The sequence below is a fragment of the Gemmobacter denitrificans genome (assembly GCF_036964905.1).
Taxonomy (GTDB): Bacteria; Pseudomonadota; Alphaproteobacteria; order Rhodobacterales; family Rhodobacteraceae; genus Gemmobacter; species Gemmobacter denitrificans.
The window spans coordinates 68,654-91,540 of record NZ_JBALHR010000013.1; the positions used below are offsets into that span (position 1 = coordinate 68,654).

General features: G+C 64.9%; 27 protein-coding genes. 20 read left to right on the forward strand and 7 right to left on the reverse strand.

The window, feature by feature from the left end:
* Positions 1-8: 8 nt before the first annotated feature.
* The 4 genes from V6590_RS17010 to V6590_RS20980 all read right to left on the reverse strand — a co-directional run bounded on the left by V6590_RS17010 (position 9) and on the right by V6590_RS20980 (position 5,309).
* Positions 9-731, reverse strand: a complete 723-nt coding sequence (locus V6590_RS17010; RefSeq protein WP_335424879.1) for a hypothetical protein — start codon at positions 729-731, stop codon at positions 9-11.
* On the reverse strand, positions 728-3,184 hold the full coding sequence (gene hsdR / locus V6590_RS17015) for an EcoAI/FtnUII family type I restriction enzme subunit R (RefSeq protein ID WP_335424880.1): 2,457 nt from the start codon (positions 3,182-3,184) through the stop codon (positions 728-730). The genes V6590_RS17010 and hsdR overlap by 4 nt, the downstream gene beginning before the upstream one ends.
* A 159-nt stretch (positions 3,185-3,343) precedes the next feature.
* Positions 3,344-4,573: a tyrosine-type recombinase/integrase gene (locus V6590_RS17020; protein ID WP_335424881.1), complete on the reverse strand. Its 1,230-nt coding sequence runs from the start codon at positions 4,571-4,573 to the stop codon at positions 3,344-3,346.
* A gap of 142 nt (positions 4,574-4,715) precedes the next feature.
* Entirely contained in the window at positions 4,716-5,309 is a 594-nt protein-coding gene (locus tag V6590_RS20980; protein WP_335424882.1) for a hypothetical protein, read from the reverse strand.
* Positions 5,310-5,623: 314 nt separating this feature from the next.
* Between V6590_RS20980 and V6590_RS17030 the strand changes: the two genes are divergently transcribed.
* The 8 genes from V6590_RS17030 to V6590_RS17065 all read left to right on the forward strand — a co-directional run bounded on the left by V6590_RS17030 (position 5,624) and on the right by V6590_RS17065 (position 10,852).
* Entirely contained in the window at positions 5,624-5,878 is a 255-nt protein-coding gene (locus tag V6590_RS17030) for a helix-turn-helix transcriptional regulator (protein WP_136395974.1), read from the forward strand.
* A gap of 13 nt (positions 5,879-5,891) precedes the next feature.
* The gene (locus V6590_RS17035) at positions 5,892-6,086 is read left to right on the forward strand and encodes a hypothetical protein (protein ID WP_335424884.1); all 195 of its coding nucleotides are present in this window, start codon (positions 5,892-5,894) and stop codon (positions 6,084-6,086) included.
* Positions 6,083-7,030, forward strand: coding sequence for a helix-turn-helix domain-containing protein (locus V6590_RS17040; RefSeq protein WP_335424885.1), 948 nt, complete (start codon positions 6,083-6,085; stop codon positions 7,028-7,030). The genes V6590_RS17035 and V6590_RS17040 overlap by 4 nt, the downstream gene beginning before the upstream one ends.
* Before the next feature lie 18 nt (positions 7,031-7,048).
* Positions 7,049-7,570, forward strand: a complete 522-nt coding sequence (locus V6590_RS17045; protein ID WP_335424886.1) for a DUF6362 family protein — start codon at positions 7,049-7,051, stop codon at positions 7,568-7,570.
* A 272-nt stretch (positions 7,571-7,842) separates the two neighbouring features.
* On the forward strand, positions 7,843-8,604 hold the full coding sequence (locus V6590_RS17050) for a ParB/Srx family N-terminal domain-containing protein (protein ID WP_335424887.1): 762 nt from the start codon (positions 7,843-7,845) through the stop codon (positions 8,602-8,604).
* Positions 8,597-9,565: a DNA methyltransferase gene (locus V6590_RS17055; RefSeq protein WP_335424888.1), complete on the forward strand. Its 969-nt coding sequence runs from the start codon at positions 8,597-8,599 to the stop codon at positions 9,563-9,565. Before V6590_RS17050 ends, V6590_RS17055 begins: the two co-directional genes overlap by 8 nt.
* Positions 9,562-10,266, forward strand: coding sequence for a hypothetical protein (locus V6590_RS17060; protein ID WP_335424889.1), 705 nt, complete (start codon positions 9,562-9,564; stop codon positions 10,264-10,266). The genes V6590_RS17055 and V6590_RS17060 overlap by 4 nt, the downstream gene beginning before the upstream one ends.
* 73 nt (positions 10,267-10,339) lie before the next feature.
* The gene (locus tag V6590_RS17065) at positions 10,340-10,852 is read left to right on the forward strand and encodes a hypothetical protein (protein WP_335424890.1); all 513 of its coding nucleotides are present in this window, start codon (positions 10,340-10,342) and stop codon (positions 10,850-10,852) included.
* Positions 10,853-10,888: 36 nt separating this feature from the next.
* On the opposite strand, the gene V6590_RS17070 is transcribed toward V6590_RS17065, so the two are convergent.
* The 3 genes from V6590_RS17070 to V6590_RS17080 are packed head-to-tail and all read right to left on the reverse strand — an operon-like array spanning position 10,889 to position 12,038.
* A complete protein-coding gene (locus tag V6590_RS17070) occupies positions 10,889-11,224 on the reverse strand; it encodes a hypothetical protein (RefSeq protein ID WP_335424891.1) in 336 nt (111 codons plus the stop codon).
* Positions 11,221-11,805: a hypothetical protein gene (locus V6590_RS17075; protein WP_335424892.1), complete on the reverse strand. Its 585-nt coding sequence runs from the start codon at positions 11,803-11,805 to the stop codon at positions 11,221-11,223. The genes V6590_RS17070 and V6590_RS17075 overlap by 4 nt, the downstream gene beginning before the upstream one ends.
* 11 nt (positions 11,806-11,816) lie before the next feature.
* Positions 11,817-12,038, reverse strand: coding sequence for a hypothetical protein (locus V6590_RS17080; RefSeq protein WP_335424893.1), 222 nt, complete (start codon positions 12,036-12,038; stop codon positions 11,817-11,819).
* Between the two features lie 91 nt (positions 12,039-12,129).
* On the opposite strand from V6590_RS17080, the gene V6590_RS17085 reads away from it, so the two are divergent.
* The 12 genes from V6590_RS17085 to V6590_RS17140 all read left to right on the forward strand — a co-directional run bounded on the left by V6590_RS17085 (position 12,130) and on the right by V6590_RS17140 (position 22,836).
* Positions 12,130-12,738 carry an elements of external origin gene (locus V6590_RS17085; protein ID WP_335424894.1) on the forward strand — a complete coding sequence of 203 codons (609 nt, stop codon included), beginning with the start codon at positions 12,130-12,132 and terminating at the stop codon, positions 12,736-12,738.
* On the forward strand, positions 12,725-14,707 hold the full coding sequence (locus V6590_RS17090; protein WP_335424895.1) for a phage terminase large subunit family protein: 1,983 nt from the start codon (positions 12,725-12,727) through the stop codon (positions 14,705-14,707). The genes V6590_RS17085 and V6590_RS17090 overlap by 14 nt, the downstream gene beginning before the upstream one ends.
* The gene (locus tag V6590_RS17095; protein ID WP_335424896.1) at positions 14,698-14,916 is read left to right on the forward strand and encodes a phage head-tail joining protein; all 219 of its coding nucleotides are present in this window, start codon (positions 14,698-14,700) and stop codon (positions 14,914-14,916) included. The genes V6590_RS17090 and V6590_RS17095 overlap by 10 nt, the downstream gene beginning before the upstream one ends.
* Positions 14,913-16,436 (forward strand): phage portal protein, encoded by a 1,524-nt coding sequence (locus V6590_RS17100; protein ID WP_335424897.1) that lies wholly within the window; start codon positions 14,913-14,915, stop codon positions 16,434-16,436. Before V6590_RS17095 ends, V6590_RS17100 begins: the two co-directional genes overlap by 4 nt.
* Positions 16,437-16,856: 420 nt before the next feature.
* Positions 16,857-18,854, forward strand: a complete 1,998-nt coding sequence (locus tag V6590_RS17105; protein WP_335424898.1) for a prohead protease/major capsid protein fusion protein — start codon at positions 16,857-16,859, stop codon at positions 18,852-18,854.
* A gap of 25 nt (positions 18,855-18,879) precedes the next feature.
* Positions 18,880-19,218 (forward strand): DUF2190 family protein, encoded by a 339-nt coding sequence (locus V6590_RS17110; protein WP_335424899.1) that lies wholly within the window; start codon positions 18,880-18,882, stop codon positions 19,216-19,218.
* Between the two features lies 1 nt (position 19,219).
* Positions 19,220-19,534 (forward strand): head-tail joining protein, encoded by a 315-nt coding sequence (locus V6590_RS17115; RefSeq protein ID WP_335424900.1) that lies wholly within the window; start codon positions 19,220-19,222, stop codon positions 19,532-19,534.
* Positions 19,531-20,172 carry a DUF6441 family protein gene (locus V6590_RS17120; protein ID WP_335424901.1) on the forward strand — a complete coding sequence of 214 codons (642 nt, stop codon included), beginning with the start codon at positions 19,531-19,533 and terminating at the stop codon, positions 20,170-20,172. Before V6590_RS17115 ends, V6590_RS17120 begins: the two co-directional genes overlap by 4 nt.
* A gap of 79 nt (positions 20,173-20,251) precedes the next feature.
* Entirely contained in the window at positions 20,252-20,752 is a 501-nt protein-coding gene (locus V6590_RS17125) for a DUF6998 domain-containing protein (RefSeq protein ID WP_335424902.1), read from the forward strand.
* 250 nt (positions 20,753-21,002) lie between these two features.
* Positions 21,003-21,443, forward strand: a complete 441-nt coding sequence (locus tag V6590_RS17130; RefSeq protein WP_335424903.1) for an acyl-CoA transferase — start codon at positions 21,003-21,005, stop codon at positions 21,441-21,443.
* A gap of 29 nt (positions 21,444-21,472) precedes the next feature.
* Positions 21,473-22,417 carry a phage tail tube protein gene (locus V6590_RS17135; protein WP_335424904.1) on the forward strand — a complete coding sequence of 315 codons (945 nt, stop codon included), beginning with the start codon at positions 21,473-21,475 and terminating at the stop codon, positions 22,415-22,417.
* Between the two features lie 11 nt (positions 22,418-22,428).
* Positions 22,429-22,836, forward strand: coding sequence for a phage-derived protein YdaY family protein (locus V6590_RS17140; RefSeq protein ID WP_335424905.1), 408 nt, complete (start codon positions 22,429-22,431; stop codon positions 22,834-22,836).
* Positions 22,837-22,887 lie beyond the last annotated feature (51 nt).

Below are 22,887 nucleotides of genomic sequence, written 5' to 3' on the forward strand. Positions count from 1 at the left end.
TTGGTCTTTCAGATGTTCTTGTTTGCGGCGATCTTCGCCAGGAAGTCTTGCCAGAGGCTGTAGGCTATGGCCTGCTCCTGACCAGCGATTGCACCGTTTCGCAAGAGCTCAAGCGGGTACCAACGGTCATTCTTTTCTTTATAGAGGTACCGTTGATAGACGTTTCCTGTATGGGCTTTGCGCCAAGGCTCAAAGACTTCAGAAAGTAGCGTAAAGGCGTGGTTGAGGCTTATTGCTGCTTCGTCAGTGATGCCATCTGGCAGCGATATCTGTGACGACTGTAGGCCAGCAGACTCGCGCCCCTCAATGAGCAACCACAAGCCACCCGACTGAGTTTCAAACTTTGCTTTATGCCTGTCTGTCGGATTTCCAATAGCCACCTTTACGAAAGAAGGCTGACCCGCACTCCAATTATCAATGAACTCAGTTGCAATTGAATCACGCATTGCATTCCACGGGATGAGGTGTACTTTCGATTTTTCCGATATGCCTTTGTCATCCTTCGTGACCACATAGGCGAGAAGCTCGGCTCCCTCCTCTAGAATCCTTATACTTGCCTTTGTCTTCATTCTTTCGAGAAACTTGGGATCAACGATTGCCTTCGCAGGGACAATAAGTTCACCCTCGGTACCGTTTCCGACGGGAACCTTGCCTCCGTAGGCAAACTCCCACTCGCCATCGACGAGTTTAACCGGAACACGAATTGACTGCTCTGGGGTAACCTTTTTCACGCACTTTCCTCGTAGATGGCAGATTGCAGGTCGCGCACGGCCTGTTCGAACCCGGGTTTTCCCCCAAAGGCGCGGATGAGTTCGACAACACTTCCCATCCCGCTGAAGGGCGCGATTTTCAGCACGCCGGGGTCATCGAGATTCATCACCCCTTCATCGGCGTACTTGGCCAGAAGCGCTTCCAGAACGGCACGCGCCTGGGGGCCGAACTTGGTGAAGACATCGCGCTTCTTGACATTCTCGGCCCGTTCCTGCCGGGTCAACGGTTTGGCGTCAAAGGCGATGTGGCAGATCAAGTCGAAGGGATCGAGGTCACGGCCAAGCTCGGCCGCGATCATATCCAGCGGCAGACCTTCGGCTTCCAGTTCCTCGACCACCGCCTCTTTGCGCTGTTCGCTGTTCCAGCGCTTGAGGAAGGCGTCAAGGCTTGAGAACTGCTTCTGCAAAGCCTTGCGTGTGTAGTCGCGCAAGGACTCCGTGACCAGCTTGCCGCTTTCATCAAGGTATTCGACCCGTTCAGCCACGATCTGAGCCCCTACCCCGTCCACATAGACCTTGCGGATAGGATTGCCCATCGGCCCGGCGCCAGCCATCGGATCGACCGGATCGATCAGAACAGTCTCGTCAGTGCCGGGTTCGGGCGACAGGGGTTCACCATCATCACCCGTCTGAGGCGCATCGTCCGGCGGGGTAATCGGATCATCCCGGCCGGGCTGGTAGATTTGCACCGGCTCGCCATCAAACTCCGGGTCAGCGAAATGGCTGGTCGAACCGCGGAAATCCATCAAGGTGAAATAGAGCTTCTGGGTGTCTTCATGCACCCGGGTGCCGCGGCCGACGATCTGCTTGAACTCAGTCATCGAGCCGACTTCGCGGTCAAGGACGATCAGGCGGCAGGTCTGGGCATCGACGCCGGTCGACAAAAGGCGCGAGGTGGTCACGACGACTGGATAGGCAGCTTCGGGATCAATGAAGTTGCCAAGCTGATCGAGGCCCTCCTTGTCATTCCCCGTGATCCGCATGACGTAGCGATGGTTTTGGGCCACGAGATCAGCGTTTTCGTTGATCAGCGCCTGGCGCATGCGGGCCGCGTGTTCCTGATCGACACAAAAGACGATCGTCTTCGCCATCCGGTCGCCGCTCTGCTTCAGGAAATCGGTGACCTTCTGGGCGACAAGCTTGGTGCGGTCGTCAAGCACCAGCGTGCGATCGAAGTCCTTGGTGTTGTAGATGCGATCTTCGACCTCTTCGCCGTCACGGTCCAGTTGCCCTTGAACCGGGCGATAACCCTGAACGTCGCGATCGATATGAACTTTGATCACCTTGTATGGGGCAAGGAAGCCATCTCGGATGCCCTGCTTCAGGGAATAGCTGTAAACCGGCGCCCCGAAGTAGTCGATGTTCGAGGCATACTCGGTTTCCTTGGGCGTGGCAGTCAGACCGATCTGAGTCGCTGCGGAAAAGTGATCAAGGATTTCGCGCCAGGCAGAGTCATCTGCGGCGCTGCCTCGGTGGCACTCGTCGATGACTATGAGATCGAAGAAGTCCGGCGAAAACTCCTTGTAAAGCTTCTGGCTTTCATCCGGGCCTGTGATCGCTTGATAGAGGCCCAGATAGATTTCATAGGACGTGTCGATCCGGCGTTTTTTGTCCAGGGCCAGCGTCAGATCGGTGAGGGTGCCATCCGCCCGCTCAATGGTCTTTGACTGGGTGGACAGCTTCGCCATGCTGCCTGCGAACGGCCGAAAATCGTTAACCATCGTTTGGTCGATCAGCACGTTTCGATCGGCCAGAAACAGGATACGCTTCTTCTGGCCAGCCTTCCAAAGCCGCCAAATGATTTGGAACGCCGTATAGGTTTTGCCTGTGCCTGTCGCCATGACCAACAAGACCCGATCTTGTCCTTTGGCAATGGCTTCGATCGCCGCATTCACAGCGTTGACCTGATAATAGCGTGGAGACTTCCCGCTACCGTCGTCAAAATAGTCCTGCAATGTAACCGCAGCGGCTTTGTCGGAAAGCCCTTTCCAAGCCCGGTAGCGCGCCCAAAGGTCAGCAGGTGAAGGGAATTCATCCAGCGCGAGCGTCGTTTCGGGCGCTGGGCTCAGCCCCGTGCGGTCATGAAACACGAAACCGTCACCGTTCGATGAGAACACAAACGGAATTCCCAAGGTCTCAGCATACTCAAGCCCTTGCTGCATCCCCGCTGCAACAGGCAAGGAGTTCTCTTTGGCTTCAATGATTGCAATCGGAATGTTCGGCTTTACCGACAGAATATAATCGGCGCGCTTTCCCTTTCCGCGGCTTACCAGTTTGCCCCGAACAATAATGCGCCCCTTGGTAAAGCTGACCTCTTCTCGGATTTGCGTGATTTCATCCCATCCAGCATTGCGCAGGGCGGGCGTAATGAACTTTGTGCAAATGTCACGCTCACTGAGCGATCGCTTCTCCATGCGGTCCTGTCCTCGCAGCGCGACGCACCGTTACAGCGGTAAATCGGATAAGTGCCTTGATACGCTAGCATAAGCGGAGTTCAGACCGCGCGGCAACGCACAAAGGCGTCGCCAGTCGCGTTATGGTGGTATGTTTCCCGTCAATGACGGTGCTGCTCTTTACTCCCCCACCACCCTAAGCCTCGGCTTCAGCATCTCGCCCACGGCGTTGACCCCGGCCCGCAGGGGCGCGTCGATCAGGTGGGCGTAGCGTTGCGTCGTGCCGATCTGGGTGTGGCCCAGGAGGCGGCCGATCATTTCTAGCGAGGCGCCGCCGGAGACCAACAGGGAGGCGAAGGTGTGGCGCAGGTCGTGGATGCGGACGTCGGGGATCTGGGCGACCTTTTGCATCTTCGGCCAGAAACGCTTGGGATCGCCGACCGGCTGGTCAGGCACGTCGCCGGGGAACAGGAACGGGCAACCCTTGGGGACGATGTCGCGCCGCAGCCGGATCAGCGCGACGGCCTCGTGCGAGATCGGCACGCGGTGGATGCGGCGCTGCTTGGTGTAGGCGGCCTGCTTGGTCCAGATGGCCAGATCGAGATTGAACTGGTCGAAGGTGGCCGTCCGGACCTCGCCCAGCCGTGCGCCGGTCAGCATGCAGAGGCGAATGATGCTGGCGGCGCGCTGGTCTTCGTCGACGGCCAGGGCGTTCGCCAGGCGTTCGATTTCTTCGAAGGAGAGGAACCGATCGCGGGCCACCTCGGGGCGGCGGCGGAACCCGAAGGCCGGGTTGTCGGTGCGCATCTTCCATAGCATGGCCAGATTGAACATCTTGCGCAGCATCTCCCCAGCCCGGTTTGCCCTCACCGGCGTAGGCTTGGGCGGGGCCAGTTTTTTGCGCCGTTTCTGGGTGGGTTTCTTCTTCGACGGCCGGGCCCGCCCGGCCGCGATCTTGGTCAGGAGGCGATCGACATCGGTGGGCGTGATGTCCGCCACCTTGCGGTTCTTCCATTCCGGCAGAACCAGCTTTTCAAGCATGCTCTTCTGGTCCGAAGCGTTGGTCTTGGCCAGCTTCGGCAGATGTTCTTCGATGAACCGCTCGGCCAGTTCCTTGACCGTCGGCGCGCCGCGGGCAGCCTTGCGGGTGTCGAGCGGGTCTTCCCCGCGATCGATTTCGCGGATCAGGCGCTTCGCTTCATCTCGGGCGGCCGAGACCGACCATGTCGGCCAAACCCCGATCGTGAAGCGCTTCTGCTGGCCCGCGATGCGGTAGATCAGGACGAAGCCCTTGCGCCCGGTGGTATAGACGCAGAGCCCGAAACCGGGGGTATCCTCATCGAAGAGGACGTATTTGCGGCTACCGATTTCGGCAGCCTTTACAACGCGTTCTGAGAGTTTTGCCTTCATGTGACGCTCCTTTCACCCGCAGTCAGCGACGACCCGCGGCGCGGAGCAATGTCTCATTCGGGGTCAACCGGCGCAGAGGCGGAAACCGGCGGAAAGGTCTGGGCAATTACGCCGGTCAGGTCGGCGCTGGGCGGGGTGCTGGCTATTCGGGGCGAAGCCTGCCCCAGAAGCCTCTGATCTTCTTGCGGATTGTCGAAGGATCAGGTGCATCCCCGTTGACCGACCGGTCGAGGAACCATTCGACCATGTCGTCGATCAGCTCCTTCTGCTTCTCAGGAAGGCCCTTGTCATGCATCCGGCAGATGATCTCGCAGTAGAACCCGTCCCAGTCGTATCGGGTTTGTGCCCCCGGGCCGGACACGACTCGACGGACAAGGCCATTCTCGTCTTCGAACCGCTCCACCTCCGCGGTCGCGACAAGCACATCGGCCGCCATGATTTTCACGCCGTCTGGCGGGGAGACGATCGCCAGCATCTTGCTGCAACTGGGAGGGCGAGCCCGCCGGATGAACACGTGCCGTTCGGCATCGCCATAGGAGCGGAACAGCGGACGGGCGTGCCCGGCGCGAATGGCCGCGTAATCGGCCTCCTCGCCGCCTTCGAATTCAGCATGTGGCAGCGCCACGATCAGTTCGATCCGGCCGTTCATGGCCCATTCGATGATCTGGAGCGGAGCGACCTCCCAGCGCACGGACAAATCGCCAACAGAATAGAAATCCCTGGGCGGAAACCCCATCACCTGCCTCCCGTCACCGCCCTCCTTTCTCCAGCCCCTGAACGCACAGGGGCCGTGCACCTCGCCCTTCGGGGCGCGGCGACGTTGTGGCGAATCTGTTGTGAACTGCTCTCCTTCAGATTGTCATAAACCCGTCGCCAATCAAGCCGGTTGCAGCACGCGTTTTGCCGGTTGAACTACGGTCCAGCGTGACCGGCGTAATTCCCTTTTCCTTTCCGCCGGTTTCCGCCTCTTCGCCGGTCCCTGCCGTGTGCTTGCCTCTCCTGGCCGATGACCGGCCCCGATCCCCGGGGCGGCGGCGCGAGGAGAAACTCATGGATACCAATCCCTTGAAGGACGCGGGCGCCGATCCGGCGCTGCTGGATGGCTGGCTTGACCGAGCGGAATTGGCCCGGCAGCTCGCCCTTTCCGTCGACACGTTGCAGCGCTGGGAGACCCGGCGCGTGGGGCCGCCCTGCGTCCGCGTCGGCCGCAAAGTGCTCTACCGGAAGGAGGCTGTCCGCGACTGGCTGAAGGAGCAGGAAGCCCGCAAGACCGGCCAGCACAAGGCCGTGGCCGGGCGGCGCTGAGATGGGGGCGCCGATGACCAAAATCACCCCCGAAGGCCGCTTCCCAGTCTCTGCCCTGATCGCCGAAGCCCAGCGCGAACTTGACCTGCGGCGCCAGTTCTACTGGGCGCGGGTTCGGGCCGGAAAGATGCGCCAGGACGATGCGCATCTGCGGATCGCGCTGATGGAGGCGATCGTGAAGCGGCTGACGGTGACGGCCGCGCTATGAGCCATCGTGCCACCAACTGGGCGATCCAGCAGCGCGGGCTGGCGCCTGCGACCAAGCTCGTCCTCTGGCATCTCTGCGATCGGCACAACCCGGATTATGGGTGCTTCCCATCGCAGGACCAGTTGGCGGCCGATGCCGAAATCTCGCGGGCCAGCCTCAACACCCACCTCGACAAGCTGGAACTAGCCGGGCTGATCCGCCGCGAACGGCGCCTCGACGATGACACAAAACGCCAGCGGACGACTCGGTACTTCCTCGGCTTCGAGGAGGAATTCGCCCTCAAGCCATGTCCAGATTCTGGACATGGGTCGACCCCGGAGCCGTGTCCAGATTTGGCGAAAAGCCGTGTCCAGAATCTGGACACTAACCCTGTAAGTAAAGAACCAGTAATTACTACCGCGCTTGACGCGGGCGCGACGCGCGAGGGCCGGGTCGAGGTTTCGGCAGGCGACGAGGGCCCCGATCTGGACGCAGCCGAGGCCGCCTGCCTTGCCGCTTGCGGCGAGGGGATGACCCCGGCGGCCAGGGCGGCGATCACCGCCACCACGGCCACGATCGGCGCATGGCTGAAAGCGGGCTACGACCTCGACCTCGACGTGCTGCCGGTGATCGCCGACCGGACGGCCAGGCCACGAGGCAGCCCGATCCGGACGTGGGATTACTTCAGCCAGGCGATCGCGGCGCGCCATGCCAAGCGGATCGCCCAGGGGGCAAAGGCGCGAGGGGCTGGCGAAGCTGGCGCTGGCCCTTCTGTCGCGCTTGGCGTCCCAGCCGTGGCGTCCGGCACGCCGGGCGGCATTCCCGAACACCTGCTGCGCCTCGCCGCTTGGATCAACTCCGGCAGCTACGTGCCGCCCAGCGCCTTCACCAACACTACCCGTGACGCCCTGCTGCGGGCGGGCCTTGTCACCGAGGCCACCCTGCGCGCCCGCCAAATCTACTAGCCCCGAAGGAGCCCCCCATTGCGCCTGACGCCCCGCGAGATCGAGGATCGCCTCGAGGAAGCCGCCTACACCCTCAGGAACCTGCCCGAGAAAGACCGCCCCCGCGGCTATGGCAATTCCTGGCCGCCGGTGGTGCACGACGCCCGCCACGCCTACGGCTACACACCCGAGCGCCCGATGCGCGTGATCCCCAGCGCGGCGGCCATCAGCCGGATGGAGGAATGCTTCGACTGGCTCCTGATGCTGAACCCCGAGGACGCCCGGATCATCTGGCTCAGGGCCGAAGGTGCCCGCTGGCGGCAGGTCTGCATCAGGGCTGGTGTAGTGCGATCCACCGCCTGGCGCCGCTGGGTGGCCGCTCTTCTGACCATCTCGAAGAAGCTGGAAAAGCTCGACAAATCAAAGAGCAAAGGCAAGGGCGCAAAACCCCTCACCGCAACCGCCCGCAATCAACCGCGCGAAAGCGCTGCGGACACCGAGGACAACCCGCTCGATCCGTCGAACTTCGGGCGCGACACTTTCCCGGGTTTTGACGCATAAAGAAGGCAAGATGGCGAAGGGTGCAGGCGACGGATCGCTTCACTCCAAGCCCTCACCCCTGCTCCCGCCGCCGCTCCCGGCAGCCCCCCCGCCTTAGGTTCTCCCGGAAGGGAGGCGTATGCGGGGGGCCTAGACGCGTCTAACCGCTAGTGACAGAACAAAAATCTGGGTCCGCGCCTTGGGTGCGCGCTTTGGGTGCGCGGGTGCGCACCTAAGGCCGCAGCCCTCGGCCAACCCCATCCGAAAGGCCCTTCCCCGTGCTTCAGATCGACATGCTCCCGGTTGACCGACTGGTTCCCTACATCCGCAATGCCCGAACCCACAGCGAAGATCAGATCGCCCAGATCGCGGCCTCGATCGCCGAGTTCGGTTTCACCAACCCGATCCTGATCGGCGAGGACGAGGTGATCATCGCAGGCCACGGCCGCTTGATGGCCGCGAAGGCGCTGGGCCTAACCGAAGTGCCAGTGATCGTGCTGGACCATCTGACCGAGCCCCAGCGCCGGGCACTGGTGATCGCCGACAACCGCATCGCCGAAAACGCCGGATGGGACGACGATCTCCTGCGGTCGGAACTGGCGGCGCTGCGCGAGGCGGATTTCGATCTGGACCTGATCGGCTTCGATGAGGCCGAACTGGACGAGATCATGGCCGGGTTTGAAGGCTTTGGCATGGGCGGCGGTGAGGGAGACGCCCAGGGCGAAAGCACCGGCGGTGGCGCGGCGGCCCCGGCCCCCTCGGCGAACCTCGCCGAACGCTTCGGCATCCCGCCCTTCTCGGTCTTTGAGGCCCGCAAGGGCTGGTGGCAGGATCGCAAGCGCGCTTGGCTGGATCTGGGTGTCCGATCTGAACTCGGCCGTGGCGCTGCCCCCGGCGGCACGCCCCGTCCCCTCGATCGCGGCTGGTCGGGCGAGAAATCCTTCCTCGCCGTCCCCGGCATGGGCTCCGCCGACCCCGCCCCGATCCACAAGGACATCGACCACTATCGCCACAAAGAGGGCAAGCGCACCCGGAAGGAGGCCGCCCATGGCTAAGGGCCCCGCCCGCACTTTCGGGCAAGACCTGATGCGCGGCGAGCATGTGGTCGGGGCTGGGCAGTCCGCCCCGCACAATGGCGGGGTGCTGATGCCCTCGCACACCTCGGGCGATCCATCCTTCTACGCCAAGAAGCGCACCAAGGAGGCCGAACTTGGCCGGGAACTGACGACCGAAGAATTCCTTGCCAACCATTACGCCGCCTCGGATGCTCCCACCGCCTCGGGCACGTCGATCTTCGATCCGGTCCTCTGCGAAATCGCCTATCGCTGGTTCTGCCCGCCGGGTGGCACCGTCCTGGACCCCTTCGCGGGCGGTTCCGTCCGCGGCATCGTCGCGGCCCGCCTTGGGCGGCCTTACGTCGGGATCGAACTCCGCGCCGAACAGGTGGCCGCGAACCTGGCGCAGGCCGATCTGGCGGGCGACCCGGCGCCTCGCTGGATCGCCGGGGATAGCCGTGATCTCGCCCGGCTGGCGGCTGGCATCGAGGCCGATTTGGTGTTCAGCTGCCCGCCCTACTGGAACCTCGAACGCTATTCCGATGACCCCTCGGACCTTTCAACCATGCCCCTGGCCGACTTCCTGACGGCCCTGGGCGAGATCATCGCCCAGGCCGTCGCCCGCCTCCGGCCGAACCGCTTCGCCGTCTGGGTCATCGGCGATGTCCGCGATGCTGACGGCTTCTTCGTCAACCTGCCGGGCCTGACGGTCGAAGCCTTTGAGGCCGCCGGTGCCCGCTTCTACAACGACGCGATCCTCGTCACCGCCGTGGGTTCCCTGCCGATCCGTGTCGGTCGCCAGTTCACCGCCGCCCGCAAGCTCGGCCGGACGCACCAGAACGTGCTGGTATTCTGCAAGGGCGATCCCCGCAAGGCGACCGAGGCCTGCGGGCCGGTGGAGTTCGGCGAGATCGATGGGCCGGACACCGACGACGAAGCCGATCCGGAGGACGACCAATGACTGCCCCGATCCTCGAAATGCACCACGGAATCGCCGTTGTCCGTGATGATCTTTTCCCCGGCGGCACCAAGGCCCGCTTCATCGCCCAGGTCTTCGATGGAGTGCAGGAGGCGGTCTATGCCAGCCCGCCGGAAGGCGGCGCACAGACCGCGATCGCAACGGTCGCCCGACGCCTCGGCAAGCGCGCGACGATCTTCGTCGCCGCCCGCACCCGGCCGCATCCCCGCACGCTTGAGGCCGCCCGCCTCGGCGCCAAGGTCGTGCCGATCAGCCCGGGCTATCTGTCGGTCGTGCAATCCCGCGCCCGCGAATACTGCCGCAACACCGGCGCCAGCCTGATCCCCTTCGGCGCCGAAATCCCGGGCGCGGTCGAGGCAATCTCCGCCGCCGCCCGCCTGGCCGCTTTCGATCCCGAAGAGGTCTGGTGCGCCGCCGGTTCCGGCGTCCTCGCCCGCGGCCTCGCCGCCGCCTGGCCGAAAGCCCGCCGCTACGTCGTCCAGATCGGCCGAGACCTCACCCCGCGCGAGGTCGGCGGGGCCACGATCCACGTTCATCCCCGCAAGTTCAGCGATCGCGCCGCGCTGGGCGCCCCGTTCCCGGCCGATCCGCACTACGATGCGAAGGCTTGGGAGATGTGCCTGGCAAAGCGTGGGCCGGGGCGGGTGCTTTTCTGGAACGTGGCGCCGCTGGCGAGGGCATGAAAGGGGGCTACTGTCTTGCGACAATCGCCGCTAAGGTTTCTGGCAGTCACGTCGCCAGAAGGAGCAGTCCTAATTGACGGAGGTTAACGACACGCTGTCCAAGTTTGCTGCCGCGATGCAAGACTTACTGACTGACGAAGCGTTCCGGTATGCAAATCCGGGTGAACAAGCCATAACTGCCCAGCTTTGCCAATTGATGGCGACTCTGTTTCCAGAATGGAATGTGAACGCAGAGTGGAATCGCCGCCAGACAGAGGCCAAGATGTTGGCATATGGGCTCGATGACCAAGTCGAAGCGCTGCGATTGATACGACCTGACATCATCGTGCATCGGATTGGGCTCCCAGAAAATCTCTTGGTCGTTGAAGCCAAACGCGTCGAAAATCGCCTTGATGCTCAAGATAGGGCGAAACTACTTGCGATGACCAATGCCGCAAAAGGATATGGCTACCTGATTGGCATTCGTGTCGTTATCGACATGCAGCACGGCTCAGTCGCCGACCTTGAAGTTTTCACCAACGGCTCAAGCAGTGCCGAACTTACGGAATTTCTTGAGGGCCGGTTGCAAGCACACGGCGTCCGATAAGTTCGATACGAGTCAAGTTTGGCTTTCCACTATCGATCAGTGCAACATCTCCGCCAGCCCGACCGCCTCGAACGCCGCCTTCAGGGCCGGATCGAAGCCGGGGTCGATCCGGGCCGGGCCGTAGCCGTGATCCCGGTTCCAGCGATCGATCTCTCGCAGGGCGGCGGCAAACTCCTCGTCGGTGTCGCAGACGGTTCGGGTGACATCGCCTTCGGCGAAGTTGAGGATGGTGCGTTCAGCGGGTGAGGCCCATGTGCCGAACCACGAGGCGTCTTGGGCGGTATCAACCTGCGCCCATCCCCGGGCGCAGGTGCAAAGGTCGAAATCGAAGCGATAGCGGTCACCTGGTTCAAAGCTGCGGATGATCTTCATGCCCGGCCCTCCCGGGATTCGATCGCCAGCACCGCGAGGTCGCGATAGCGGGCCAGCGCTTTGGGGCTGGATGAGATCGGATTGATCGAGATGGCACGCAGACCGGTTGCATCGGCCTTCCCGGCCAGTTCCACCAGCGCGGCCAGCTTGGCGCGGAATCGGGCATGGGTCGCGGCCGAGAAGTCGGGCGGCGGGGGCAGCTCGCCCTGCCGGGCCTTGGCCTCGATGTCGGCATCCCGGCGTCGGCGCGGGGCGCTGGGCGCGGCGGCGGGTTCGGTTTCGGCCAGCTGCGCCGGTTCAGCGATCGGTTCCGCCGTGGCCGAGGGCGGCGCCGGTTCTGCCGGGGCGTCCGGCTCGCAGGCGTCAATCTCCGCCACCAGCCGCCCTTCGGCGGTCTCCAAGCCGGGGGCTGTCAGGATCGCCTTGATGGCCTTGGGCGCCCGTTCGGCGCCGATCTTGGCGGCAAGCAGGCGCTCGAACCGTTCGGCGGCGGCGGCCACGCTGGCGCTGCGCCCCAAGGGCGCCTCGCTCAGGCGCTGGGCGAGGCGGTTGATCTGGACGGCGGAGAGGTTGGTGAACATCGGGGCCTCCTTCAGGCGTTCTTGATGTGGGCGGAGCGGCCTTCGGCGGTGACGGCGTAGATCATGGTGCGGCTGTCGCCGAAGGTGGTGGCGAAGGCTTCGGCCTGATCGATCCGGTCGAACCGGGCGCGGATGCGGGTCGCGGGTTTCGACCCGCGGCAGGCGATGAAATGGTCGGCGGCGGCGAGGCAATTGGCCTCGAAGCCGGTCATCGGGGCGGTCTTGGCGGGCATCGGGAACCTCCGTTTCAAGGTGTCGCAGACATTGCCGAGACCGTCCGAAGAGCAAGTCCAAATCACTGACTTAATTGGAGAATGTCGAAATATGGGGCTGTCGCGGCGCGCCTACGCGGCCTTGCGCGGGGTGCATGAAAGCGCCGTGCGCAAGGCCATCGCCACGGGGCGGATCACGACGGAAGCTGACGGCACGATCGATGCCGCCAAGGCCGATGCGATGTGGGACGCCTCGACCGATCCGGCAAAACAGCGCGGCGCACATGCCCGGGATCTGGGGCGCGGCACGGCCGCCGCGACCCGGGCTGTGGCGGGCACCAAGGCGGTGCCGCGGCAGGCCTTCGCGGCCGTCGCCGAGACACTGACCGAGGCCGGTGCCGATCCGGGTGCGGCCGCGGGCGACGGCGGCGAGGTCTCCTTCGTCAAAGCCCGAATGGCGAATGAGGTGCTGAAGGCTCAGACCGCCCGGGTGCGGTTGCAGAAGATGAAGGGCGAGGTCGTCGATCGCGCCCGGGCGACGGCGATGGTCTTTGATCTGGCCCGGCGTGAACGCGACGCGTGGCTGAACTGGCCGCCGCGTGTAGCGGCCGACATCGCAGCCGAACTCGGGGCCGAGCCCCATGCCGTGGAACAGGTGTTGATGCGTTACCTGCGCCGCCATTTGGCGGAGATGTCGGAGGTCAAGGTTGAACTTCGCTAGCTTCGAGGGGGCCGAGGATATCGCCATCGCCTGGGCGCGGGGACTGGCGCCCGATCCGGCCCAGACGGTTGCCGAATGGGCCGACCGGCACCGCATCTTGTCGTCACGGGCGGCGTCTGAGGCCGGGCCCTATCGCACCAGCCGGACGCCCTACCTCAAGGCGATCATGGAGGCCCTGTCGCCGAACAACCCGGCCCAGCGGGTGGTGTTCATGAAATCCGCCCAGGTTGGGGCGACCGAGGCCGGGAACAACTGGATCGGCTTCTGCATCCACCGCGCGCCGGGGCCGATCCTGGCGGTGCAACCGACGACCGATCTGGCCAAGCGCCTGAGCCAGCAGCGGATCGAGCCCCTGATCGAGGAAAGCCCCGATCTGCGGGCCTTGGTGTTGCCCGCTCGATCGCGCGACGCTGGAAACACGGTTCTGGCCAAGCGTTTCCCCGGCGGCCAGTTGGTGCTGACCGGCGCAAACTCGGCCGTCGGCCTGCGGTCCATGCCTGCGCGCTGGCTCTTTCTGGACGAGGTCGACGCCTATCCGGGCGACCTTGAGGGCGAAGGTGATCCGGTGGCGCTGGCCGAGGCCCGCACCGACAGCTTCGGCCACCGCAAGAAAATCTTCCTGGCCTCGACGCCCACGATCAAGGGGCTCAGCCGGATCGAGCGGGAGTTCGAATTGACCGACCAGCGCCGCTATCACGTCCCCTGCCCGCATTGCGGCGGGCTGCAATGGCTGAAGTTCGAGCGGCTGCGCTGGGAAAAGGGGCGACCGGAGACCGCGGCATACCTGTGCGAACACTGCGAGGCGCCGATTGCCGAACGGCACAAGACGTGGATGATGGACGAGGAGAACGGGGCCGACTGGCTGCCGACCGCCGCGCCGGACGTGCAGGCCTCGGCCGAAACCGCGGGCGTGATCGGGTTCCACATCTCGGGGCTCTACTCGCCCCTCGGGTGGCTCTCTTGGGAAGAAATCGCCCGCCGCTGGGATCAGGCGCAGGGCAACGATTCCGCCCTGAAAACGGTCAAGAACACCGTCCTCGGGGAAACCTGGGCGGAACGCGGCGAGGCACCGGATTGGCAGCGCCTCTACGAGCGACGCGAGGATTGGCAGTTGGGCCGGGCGCCTGCGGGCGTGCTGATCCTGACGGCCGGGATCGACGTCCAGCGCGACCGGATCGAGATTGACGTCTGGGGTTGGGGCCGAAACTTGCGCTCCTGGCTCGTCGATCATGTGGTTCTGGAAGGCGACACCGCCCGGGCCGAGGTCTGGGCGGATCTGAACGAGTTCCTCGGGATGACATGGGAACACGCCTCCGGTGCCCGGATGGCGCTGGCGCGGGTGGCGATCGACTCCGGCGACGGCGCGACGACCGATGCGGTCTATGCCTGGGTGCGGCAGGCTGGCCACGGGCAGGTAATCGCCATCAAGGGCGTGGCCGGGTTTGACCGATCGACGCCGGTGGACGGGCCGACCTATGTCGAAACCACCGAAGGCGGCCGGAAGCTGCGGCGCGGTGTCCGGCTCTGGAAGGTCGCCGGGGCCGTGTTCAAGGCCGAGACCTACCGTTTCCTGCGCCTTGCCGCACCAACGGACGAGGAACGGGCCGCAGGTGCCGACTGGCCCGCAGGCTTTGTCCATATCCCGAAAGGCACCACGGCCGAATGGGTGAAGCAGCTGACCTCCGAGCAGCTCGTCACCCGAAAGACCCGCACCGGCTATCAGAAGCTGGAATGGGAACAGACCCGCGAGCGGAATGAGGCCCTCGATTGCCGGGTCTATGCCCGCGCCGCCGCCTGGCTGATGGGGATCGATCGCTGGGACAACGCCCGCTGGGAAGCGCTGGAAGAACAGATCGGGCCCGCGAGGCCCGCCACCACCCCGGCCGGTCAACCTGACCGGCCACAACCGCAATCTGCCCCGAAGCGGCCAACCGGCTGGCTTGGGCCCCGACGTGGAAAATGGCTCTGATGTCCTTCTCGCAAGCCGAACTTGATGCCCTGCGCCGCGCCTATGCCGCAGGCGCTTTGGTCGTGGAATATGACGGGCGGCGGCTGACCTATGGCAATGCGGCCGATCTTCTCGCCCGCATCCGCTTCATTGAAGGGCAGATGGCCAACAGTTCCGGCGGGTCGCGCCCTGTCGCGGGCAAGGCCAGCTTCAGCCGGGGCCGCACATGAAACCCACCCCGCCCGATGTACCCTGGGGGGTGATCGACCGGATCGTGGCCACGGTGGCGCCCCGCACGGCGGCCCGGCGCTATGCGGCCCGGGTGGCGATCGCCAATCTGCGGCGTGGCTATGACGCCGCCGCCCGCGGGCGGGGAACCGATGGATGGCGCGCTGGGTCAACGGCTGCTGACGCGGAAATCGCCGTCGCGGGCGGCGCCCTGCGCGACCGGATGCGCGATCTGGTGCGGAACGACCCGCTCGCCGCCAAGGCCGTGCAGGTTTTGGTCTCGAACATCGTCGGCACTGGCATCAGGCCACGGGCCGCCGCGGCCGATCCGGCGCTGAACAAGCTCGCCGATGATCTCTGGAAGCGTTGGGCGCAGAGGGCTGATGCCGATGGGCATACCGATTTCCACGGTCTCACCGCCCTGGCCGTGCGCGAAATGATCGAAGGCGGCGAAGTGTTCGCTCTTCGCCGTCGCCGCCGGGCCAGTGACCGCCTCGCCGCGCCGGTGCAGATTCAGCTTAACGAGGCCGATCACCTTGATGGGGCCAAGTTCGGCAATCGGCCGGATGGTGGGCGGATCGTCCAGGGCATCGAATACGACGCGCTCGGCCGTCGTCGGGGCTACTGGATGTTCCCCGATCATCCGGGCGATGCGATGCCGGTATTTGGACGGCGGTTTGAATCCTTGCGGGTCGGCGCGGATGGCGTGGCCCACCTCTTCGAACGCCAGCGAGTCCAGAACCGCGGCGTGCCCTGGGGCGTGCCTGCGATGCGCGCCTTGCGCGAGTTGGGTGACTGGCAGACCGCCGAACTGGTGCGGAAGAAAATCGAGGCCTCGATGGTTGGCTTCGTCTTTGGCGCGGACGAGGATCAGCAGTCGATTGCGCCAGTGGTGCAGGATGCCGATGGCAACCGGATCGAACAGTTCGAACCCGGCCTGATCGGCTATGTCCGCAACGGCAAGGACATCAAGTTCAACACGCCCGCCTCGACCTCGGGCATCTATGAATGGAACCGGGTGCAGCAGCACATCATCTCGGCCGGGTTCCGGGTGCCCTATGAGTTGATGACTGGCGATCTCAGTCAGGTGAACTTCGCGTCCTCCCGCGTCGGCCTGCATGAATTCCGCCGGATGGTGGAAGCGGTGCAATGGCAGGTGGTCATTCCGATGTTCTGCCAGCGCATCTGGGATTGGGTGATGGAAGCCGCCTGGACGGCCGGTGCCCTGCCCCAGCCGGAGATCGCCGTCGAATGGGCGCCACCCCGGTTCGAAAGCGTGAATCCCCTTCAGGACGTGACCGCCGATCTGATGGAGGTGCGCGCCGGGTTCTCGACCCCGGCACAGCAGATTGCCCGCCGCGGGTATGACCCGCGCGAGGTTGTCGAGGAGTGGCAGAAGTATGCCACCCTCTTCGATCAACTGGGCCTGATCTTCGATGCCGATCCCCGCCGCGTCAGCCGCGCCGGTCTGGCTCAAACGGAAGGCATCTCGGCGCAATCAGGCAATGGCGAGGCCAAGTGAACCGTCGCAGAAAGCTGCCGTCGCGCTTATCGGCGCGACGGCAGAATGGTTGGAATGGTGCCACCAAGGAAACCGGCTCCGAACGAAACTGAGAACTCATGAAGAGCTTCGTGGACGGACGTAGACAGCTTTGGATAGGTAGTTGGTTTAGACTTTTTTCCCATGTGGGCGCTCCTTTCTTTGCTGGTGCCTTTGCGCAGTAGATGCCTGGAGGCGATTAAACAGACGAGGAAGAGCAGAGCCGGTCCTAGCAACACCAAGGGATTTGAGCCCCCCACCATCCCCAGAGGCCCGAAGACCCCCAACTGAATGACGTTCCAAAGGTGGGCACCGAACCTCACGAGGTCAAGTGGCTTCTTTCATGATGTCATTGCTTTTCTCCACGCGCAAACCCGCGTTCGTAACACGAGGTGACACCCAATGCCCCCGGAAACCCTGAACCTCCCGCTGATCACGCGGGAGGCCTCGCTGCGGCTTGTTCGCGGCGAGGGTGACGACATGACGATCGATGTGATCTGGACCACCGGCGCCACGGTGCAGAGGCGGCGCTATGAGGGCTGGGATGACGTCGTCGAATATGACGAGGAACTGGTCGTCACGCCCGGCGCCGTTCGGATGGATCGCCTGAACGCAGGCGCGCCGTTTCTGGACTCGCACCGGTCCTGGGGTCTCGAGTCCGTCGTGGGCGCCATCCTGCCCGGAACGGCCCGGATCGAGGGCGGCCAAGGCTTTGCCCGGGTCCGGCTCACCTCTGCCCCCGATGCCGCCCCGATCGTGCAGCGGATCATGGATGGCACGGTCTCGGCCGTGTCTGTCGGCTACCGGATCCATCGCTACGACATCACGAAACCCCAGGGCCAGCGCGAGCTGTGGCGCGCGGTCGACTGGGAGCCGATGGAAATCTCCGCCGTCGCCATGCCCGCCGATCCCGGCGCGCATATCCGCAGCACCGATCCCCGCCCCGAAACCCTCACCCCCTGCCTCCTGACCCGGGCCGACGCGCCCGCCCTTTCCGCGAACCAGACGAGGACCACCATGCCCGAGACCCAAACACCCGAAGCCGAAGCGGCTGTGGAAACCCGCGCCGCGCCGATCGCGCCGCCTGCGGCCGCTCCGTCCCCTGATGCAATCCGCACCGAGGCTAACCGTTCCGCGGCCGAGGTGCTGGCGCTCTGCGAACGCCATGCGCTGGGCGCGGGCTTCGCCGCCGATCTGATCCGCCGCGGGCTCTCGCTTGATGCCGCTCGCGCCGCGATCCTCGACAAGTTGGCCGAAGCCGATGCACCGGCCGCCCGGGGATCAGAGCCTGTCGCCGCTACCGCCCGCGGCACTGGCGCGGCAGACGCCGCCTATCGCGACGCCATGTCTGAAGCGCTGCTGCACCGTCACAACCCCGGCCGGGCCCAGTTGACCGACCGGGCGCGCGAATTCCGCGGCCTGACCCTCCTCGAACTGGCCCGCCACGCCCTCGATCGCCGCGGCATCGCGACCCGCGGCATGTCGAAGATGGAACTCGCGACCGAGGCCCTGATCGGCCGCTCGGGCCTGCATTCGACCAGCGACTTCCCCCTGATCCTGGCGAACGTCGCCAACAAGACCCTGCGCGCGGCCTATGATACCACGCCCCGCACCTTCACCGCTTGGGCTCGGCAGGCTGTCATCACCGACTTCAAGCCGGTCGCCCGCAATCAGCTTGGCGGCGCGCCAGACCTGCTGCGCGTGCCGGAATCGGGCGAGTTCACCTATGGCACGATCGGCGAAAGCCGGGAGGTCTATGCGCTGGTGACCTACGGCCGGATCGTCGGCATCACCCGCCAGACGCTGATCAACGACGACCTCGATGCCTTCACCCGCATCCCCTCGGCCTTCGGCGCCGCCGCGGCCGATCTCGAAAGCGACCTCGTCTATTCGATCTTCTCGACCAACCCCAACATGGCCGACGGCAACCCGCTCTTCCATGCCTCGCACGCCAACCTCGGCACCGCCGGAGCCATCTCGGAAACCACCCTCGCCGAGGCCTACCGCCTCTTCGGCAACCAGCGGGGGCTGGAAGGCCGCCAGATCAGCGTGCTGCCGCGCTACATCATCACCCCGCCGGGCGTCCGGTCGGTCGAAGCGCGGAAGAACGTCACCGCCACCACCCCCAACGCGGTGGCCGGGGTGAACGCCTTCGCCAATCGCTTGGAACCGATCGAAGAGGCCCGCCTGATCCCCGCCGCCGGGCCCGATCCCTGGTTCCTTGCAGCCGATCCGTCGCGGATCGACACGATCGAGTTCGCCTATCTCGAAGGCCAGCAGGGCGTCTACACCGAAACCCGCTCGGGCTTCGAGGTGGACGGCATCGAGATCAAGGCCCGCCACGACTTCGCCGCCAAAGCCATCGACTGGCGCGGCCTCTTCCGCAACGCGGGCGTCTGACGCCCCTCTCTGAAGGAGAACCCTGATGAAGAACTTCATCGCCAATGGCGAAACCATCAACATTACCGCCGCCGCCGTGATCGCCTCCGGCCAGGGCGTGCTGGTCGGCAGCATCTTCGGCGTTGCCGAGGGGGCCGCGGCGATCGGCGAGACCGCCGTGATCCGGCTGGTGGGCGTGTTCTCACTGCCAAAGGCGCCCTCGCAGGCCTGGACGGTCGGCCAGACGATCTACTGGGATGCGGCCAACAACCGAACCACCAACGTCCTTACCGGCAACACCCGGATCGGCATCGCCACGCAGGCGGTGGCGGGCGGCGCAGGCGATACCACCGGGATCGTGCGCCTGAATGGGGGCGCCACCTGAAATGTCGGCCTTTGCCACCGTCACGGCCGCCCTCTTCCGCGATCCGAACCTCGCGCAGGATGCGCTCTGGCGATCGGGTGGGGCTGGCGCGCCGGTCGCTGTCCGCGTCATGCTGCGGCGGCCGGATGCGGTGACCGGCTTTGGCGAGGGCCGGTTTGTCACCGACAGCGTGATGATCGATGTCGAATGCGCCGCGCTGGGCACCCTTGCCCCAGGCGACACGTTCGAGATCGCAGGCGTGATCTACGAGGTTCGGGGCGAACCGCTGCGCGACGCCCTGCGCCATGTCTGGAAGGCAGAGGCGCGCGAGGTATGAAGATCGGCGCCAGCATCGATGGCGATCTGAACGCGGTCGCCACCGAGATCCTGCAAGAGGCCGAAGCCGCCGTGACCCGCGGCGTCTTTGCCGCCGGGCGGGGCCTGCGCGACGACTGGCGCGGGCAGGTTCGGGCTTCGGGGCTGGGATCGCGCCTCGCCAACTCCGTCCGGCAGGCAGACTTCCCGCGATCGGGCACCAGCTTGCGCGCTGCAAGCCTCGTCTGGACCAAGGCGCCCGACATCCTGCACGCCTTCGACGGCGGCGTGCTGATCCGCGGCAAGGACGGCCTTTGGCTGGCGATCCCCCTGCCCGCCGCAGGCCTCACCGGCCTCGGCCGCCAGCGCATCACGCCCTGGCGCTGGGAGCAGCGCACCGGCATGCGCCTGCGCTTCGTCTATCGCCGAAACAGGCCGAGCCTGCTCGTCGTCGATGATGCGCGTCTGAACAGCCGGGGGCTGGCCGCGGCCAAGGGCGGCCGTCGGCGGCGGGATGGAGTTTTGGCCGGGGCCCAGACGGTGCCGGTGTTCCTGCTGTTGCGGCAGGTGAAGATGCCAAAGAAGCTGGACCTCGATGCGCTGGCGCGGGAGGCGACGGCGCGGCTGCCGGCAGCGATCTTGGGGGCGTGGAAGGGGTGAGAACCTGCCGCCACAGAACAGCCAGAATGCTGAAGCAAGGTGAGCAAATTGAAGAGGAATCAGGCGCTTGGGCTACGGAATGGACAGTATCAATTGGGACGACCGCGCCTTCTATGATGACGGTGAATGGGTGACTTGGTCGGAGATCGACGAGTACCTCCGCCAACAGGAATGGGATGCCAAGTACCCAAATGGTGACCGTTCGATGATCCCCTACTTTGACGATCTGATTTCTCTGGCCGAACAGTATCACCTTGAGACCGGTCGGCACCTTAACCTCTATGGCGATATCGGCGAACTCTTCGGCGCCATGACCTATGGAATCAAGCTGAACAAGAACTACGCCCAAGGCGCCGATGGCAGGCTTGGCAACGACCATGTGGAAATCAAGACGATCACACCGTTCAAGCGAAAGGACGAGGTTGTAATCGATCTTTCAGGCAACTTCAGCAAACTGCTGGTCGTAAAGATCAACGAGGAATTTGAGGTTTCGGGTCGCATGATCGACCGGAAGGACATCCCCGGCCGCAAGGGCCGATACCTTCGGGTCAAATGGTCCGACTTGCCGATGACGAGCTGAGTTTATCGCTTCCGCTGGACGCACCCTTCACATCGGGCGTCGGGTTCCGATCCGACCTCGCCGCCAAGATTTCTGCCTGAAGCCGACCAGCCTCGGCCCGAATGCGGGCAAGACGTGCCGGATCAAGCTCGGCGAGTTTGTCGTGGAGAGATTTCGGCATCGAAAGGTGCCTTCGCTCGGAAAACGGTCTGACAATCGCATGATAACCCGCTGGGCCGTTTAGGAACAGCCTCGACGCCGGAACCCGCCCATGCCCACCCAATCCACGGCCGAGCGCCTGCTCGGGTCGCTCCATAGCCTATTGTCCAGCGCGATGCCGCCGGGTGCCAAGGTGCTACGTAATACGATCCTGCCCGAGAAGGTGCCTGCCGCCGGGGTGGTGATCCTGCGCGATGGCGATCCGGGGCCGCCGGAGGTGTGGCTGTCGCCGCCGGGCTACTACTACGAACACCGCGCCGAGATCGAAGTGGTTGTCGACGGGAATCCGACCGCTCGGGATGCCGCCTTCGACGCCTTGCGCCTCGCGATCGGCACTGCGCTGGCCGCTGACCGAACGCTGGGCGGCCTTTGTGACTACATCACGCCCGAAGCGCCAGAACCGGTGCTGCTGGCGATCGACGGCAATGAGGGCCTGAAGGCGGCGGTGATCACGGTGATCCTCGCCTACGCCACGACCGACCCGCTTCTCTGACCTGACCCCACCCCCGAAAGGACTGACCCATGGCCCGCCAGCCCGGCGCGCGGACGCAAGTCGCGTTCGCCTTCGAATCCGTTTACGGCACGCCGCCCGCCAGCGGCTATCGCCGGATGCCCTTTGCCACAACGACGCTTGGCTCAGAACAGGGCCTCCTCTCGCCGGAACTTCTGGGCTACGGCCGTGATCCGCAGGCGCCGATCCGCGATGCAGTCAATGTGGATGGCGATGTCGTCATTCCGATGGACGCCGAGAACCTGGGCTTCTGGCTGAAGGCGATCTTCGGCCAACCGGTGACGACCGGCACCACGCCGCGGACGCATACCTTCCAGTCGGGCGGCTTCACGCTGCCCAGCATGGCGATCGAAACGCAGATGCCGGACGTGCCGCGGTTCGCGATGTACTCCGGCCTCGTCGCCGATCGCATCCAGTGGCAATCGCAGCGCTCTGGGCTGCTTACGGCAACGGTCGGCCTGATCGGGCGGGGCGAGACGGTTGCAGCCACGACGGCCGCCGGAACCCTGACCGATGCCACCCTGCCCTTGCAGCGCTTCGGCAATTTTCAGGGGTCGATCACGCGGAACGGGGCCACGCTGGGCAATATCGTCTCGGCGCAGGTGTCCTATGCCAACAACCTCGACCGGATCGAGACCATCCGCAACGATGGCCTTCTCGAAGGACTGGACCCATCGATGGCCGCCCTCACGGGATCGATCGAGGCGCGCTTCGCCGATCTGACGCTGGTGAACCAGGCGATCGCCGGTGATCCCTGCGAACTTGTCTTTGCCTGGAGCCTGGGCGCAAACGCCTCCCTCACTTTCACGGTCCACGCCGCTTATCTGCCGCGCCCTCGCATCCCGATCAACGGGCCGCAGGGGGTGCAGGCCACCTTCGAATGGCAAGCGGCGCGGGCCACCTCCCCCGCCCGCATGTGCACCGCCGTCCTTGTCAACACGACCACCAGCTATTGAGGAGCCTTCCCATGATCCGCCTGAACCTATCGCCCGAACCCGCCTGGCTCGACCTCGGTGGTGGTGTGCGCCTGCGCCTCGCGCCTCTGACCTCGGCGCTGATCGGTGCCGCCCGCAGCGACGCGCAGGTGTCAAGCCTCCCCGACGACGCCCCGGCCGATCAGGTAGCCGTTGCTCTGGCCAAGGCGATCGGGTCGCTCGCAATCCTTGACTGGGAGGGCGTCGGCAATGCCGAGGGCTATCCCGTGCCGCCAACGCCCGAGGCGGTGGCCGCCCTTCTCGACCTCTTCCCGCTCTTCCAGCGCTTTCAGACCGATTACGTGGCGAAGGGCCTGATCCTGGCCGATGAGGGAAACGTCTCCGGGCCCTTGCCGAATGGCACTTCGGCGGGGGCGAAGGCTACTGCGCCGGATGCGTAAAGCCCTGCCCCGACTGCCCCGCTGATCTCCACCGCCCTCGCACGCTTGAAG

Excerpts from the sequence above, each read along its gene's own strand:
- V6590_RS17085 (WP_335424894.1), top strand. The coding sequence starts at position 12,130 with ATGGGGCTGTCGCGGCGCGCCTACGCGGCCTTGCGCGGGGTGCATGAA.
- hsdR (WP_335424880.1), bottom strand. The coding sequence starts at position 3,184 with ATGGAGAAGCGATCGCTCAGTGAGCGTGACATTTGCACAAAGTTCATT.
- V6590_RS17070 (WP_335424891.1), bottom strand. The coding sequence starts at position 11,224 with ATGAAGATCATCCGCAGCTTTGAACCAGGTGACCGCTATCGCTTCGAT.
- V6590_RS17095 (WP_335424896.1), top strand. The coding sequence starts at position 14,698 with ATGGCTCTGATGTCCTTCTCGCAAGCCGAACTTGATGCCCTGCGCCGC.
- V6590_RS20980 (WP_335424882.1), bottom strand. The coding sequence starts at position 5,309 with ATGGGGTTTCCGCCCAGGGATTTCTATTCTGTTGGCGATTTGTCCGTG.
- V6590_RS17120 (WP_335424901.1), top strand. The coding sequence starts at position 19,531 with ATGAAGATCGGCGCCAGCATCGATGGCGATCTGAACGCGGTCGCCACC.
- V6590_RS17080 (WP_335424893.1), bottom strand. The coding sequence starts at position 12,038 with ATGCCCGCCAAGACCGCCCCGATGACCGGCTTCGAGGCCAATTGCCTC.
- V6590_RS17130 (WP_335424903.1), top strand. The coding sequence starts at position 21,003 with ATGCCCACCCAATCCACGGCCGAGCGCCTGCTCGGGTCGCTCCATAGC.
- V6590_RS17035 (WP_335424884.1), top strand. The coding sequence starts at position 5,892 with ATGACCAAAATCACCCCCGAAGGCCGCTTCCCAGTCTCTGCCCTGATC.
- V6590_RS17105 (WP_335424898.1), top strand. The coding sequence starts at position 16,857 with ATGCCCCCGGAAACCCTGAACCTCCCGCTGATCACGCGGGAGGCCTCG.
- V6590_RS17125 (WP_335424902.1), top strand. The coding sequence starts at position 20,252 with ATGGACAGTATCAATTGGGACGACCGCGCCTTCTATGATGACGGTGAA.
- V6590_RS17050 (WP_335424887.1), top strand. The coding sequence starts at position 7,843 with ATGCTCCCGGTTGACCGACTGGTTCCCTACATCCGCAATGCCCGAACC.
- V6590_RS17100 (WP_335424897.1), top strand. The coding sequence starts at position 14,913 with ATGAAACCCACCCCGCCCGATGTACCCTGGGGGGTGATCGACCGGATC.
- V6590_RS17075 (WP_335424892.1), bottom strand. The coding sequence starts at position 11,805 with ATGTTCACCAACCTCTCCGCCGTCCAGATCAACCGCCTCGCCCAGCGC.
- V6590_RS17060 (WP_335424889.1), top strand. The coding sequence starts at position 9,562 with ATGACTGCCCCGATCCTCGAAATGCACCACGGAATCGCCGTTGTCCGT.
- V6590_RS17030 (WP_136395974.1), top strand. The coding sequence starts at position 5,624 with ATGGATACCAATCCCTTGAAGGACGCGGGCGCCGATCCGGCGCTGCTG.
- V6590_RS17135 (WP_335424904.1), top strand. The coding sequence starts at position 21,473 with ATGGCCCGCCAGCCCGGCGCGCGGACGCAAGTCGCGTTCGCCTTCGAA.
- V6590_RS17140 (WP_335424905.1), top strand. The coding sequence starts at position 22,429 with ATGATCCGCCTGAACCTATCGCCCGAACCCGCCTGGCTCGACCTCGGT.
- V6590_RS17115 (WP_335424900.1), top strand. The coding sequence starts at position 19,220 with ATGTCGGCCTTTGCCACCGTCACGGCCGCCCTCTTCCGCGATCCGAAC.
- V6590_RS17110 (WP_335424899.1), top strand. The coding sequence starts at position 18,880 with ATGAAGAACTTCATCGCCAATGGCGAAACCATCAACATTACCGCCGCC.
- V6590_RS17040 (WP_335424885.1), top strand. The coding sequence starts at position 6,083 with ATGAGCCATCGTGCCACCAACTGGGCGATCCAGCAGCGCGGGCTGGCG.
- V6590_RS17020 (WP_335424881.1), bottom strand. The coding sequence starts at position 4,573 with ATGAAGGCAAAACTCTCAGAACGCGTTGTAAAGGCTGCCGAAATCGGT.
- V6590_RS17055 (WP_335424888.1), top strand. The coding sequence starts at position 8,597 with ATGGCTAAGGGCCCCGCCCGCACTTTCGGGCAAGACCTGATGCGCGGC.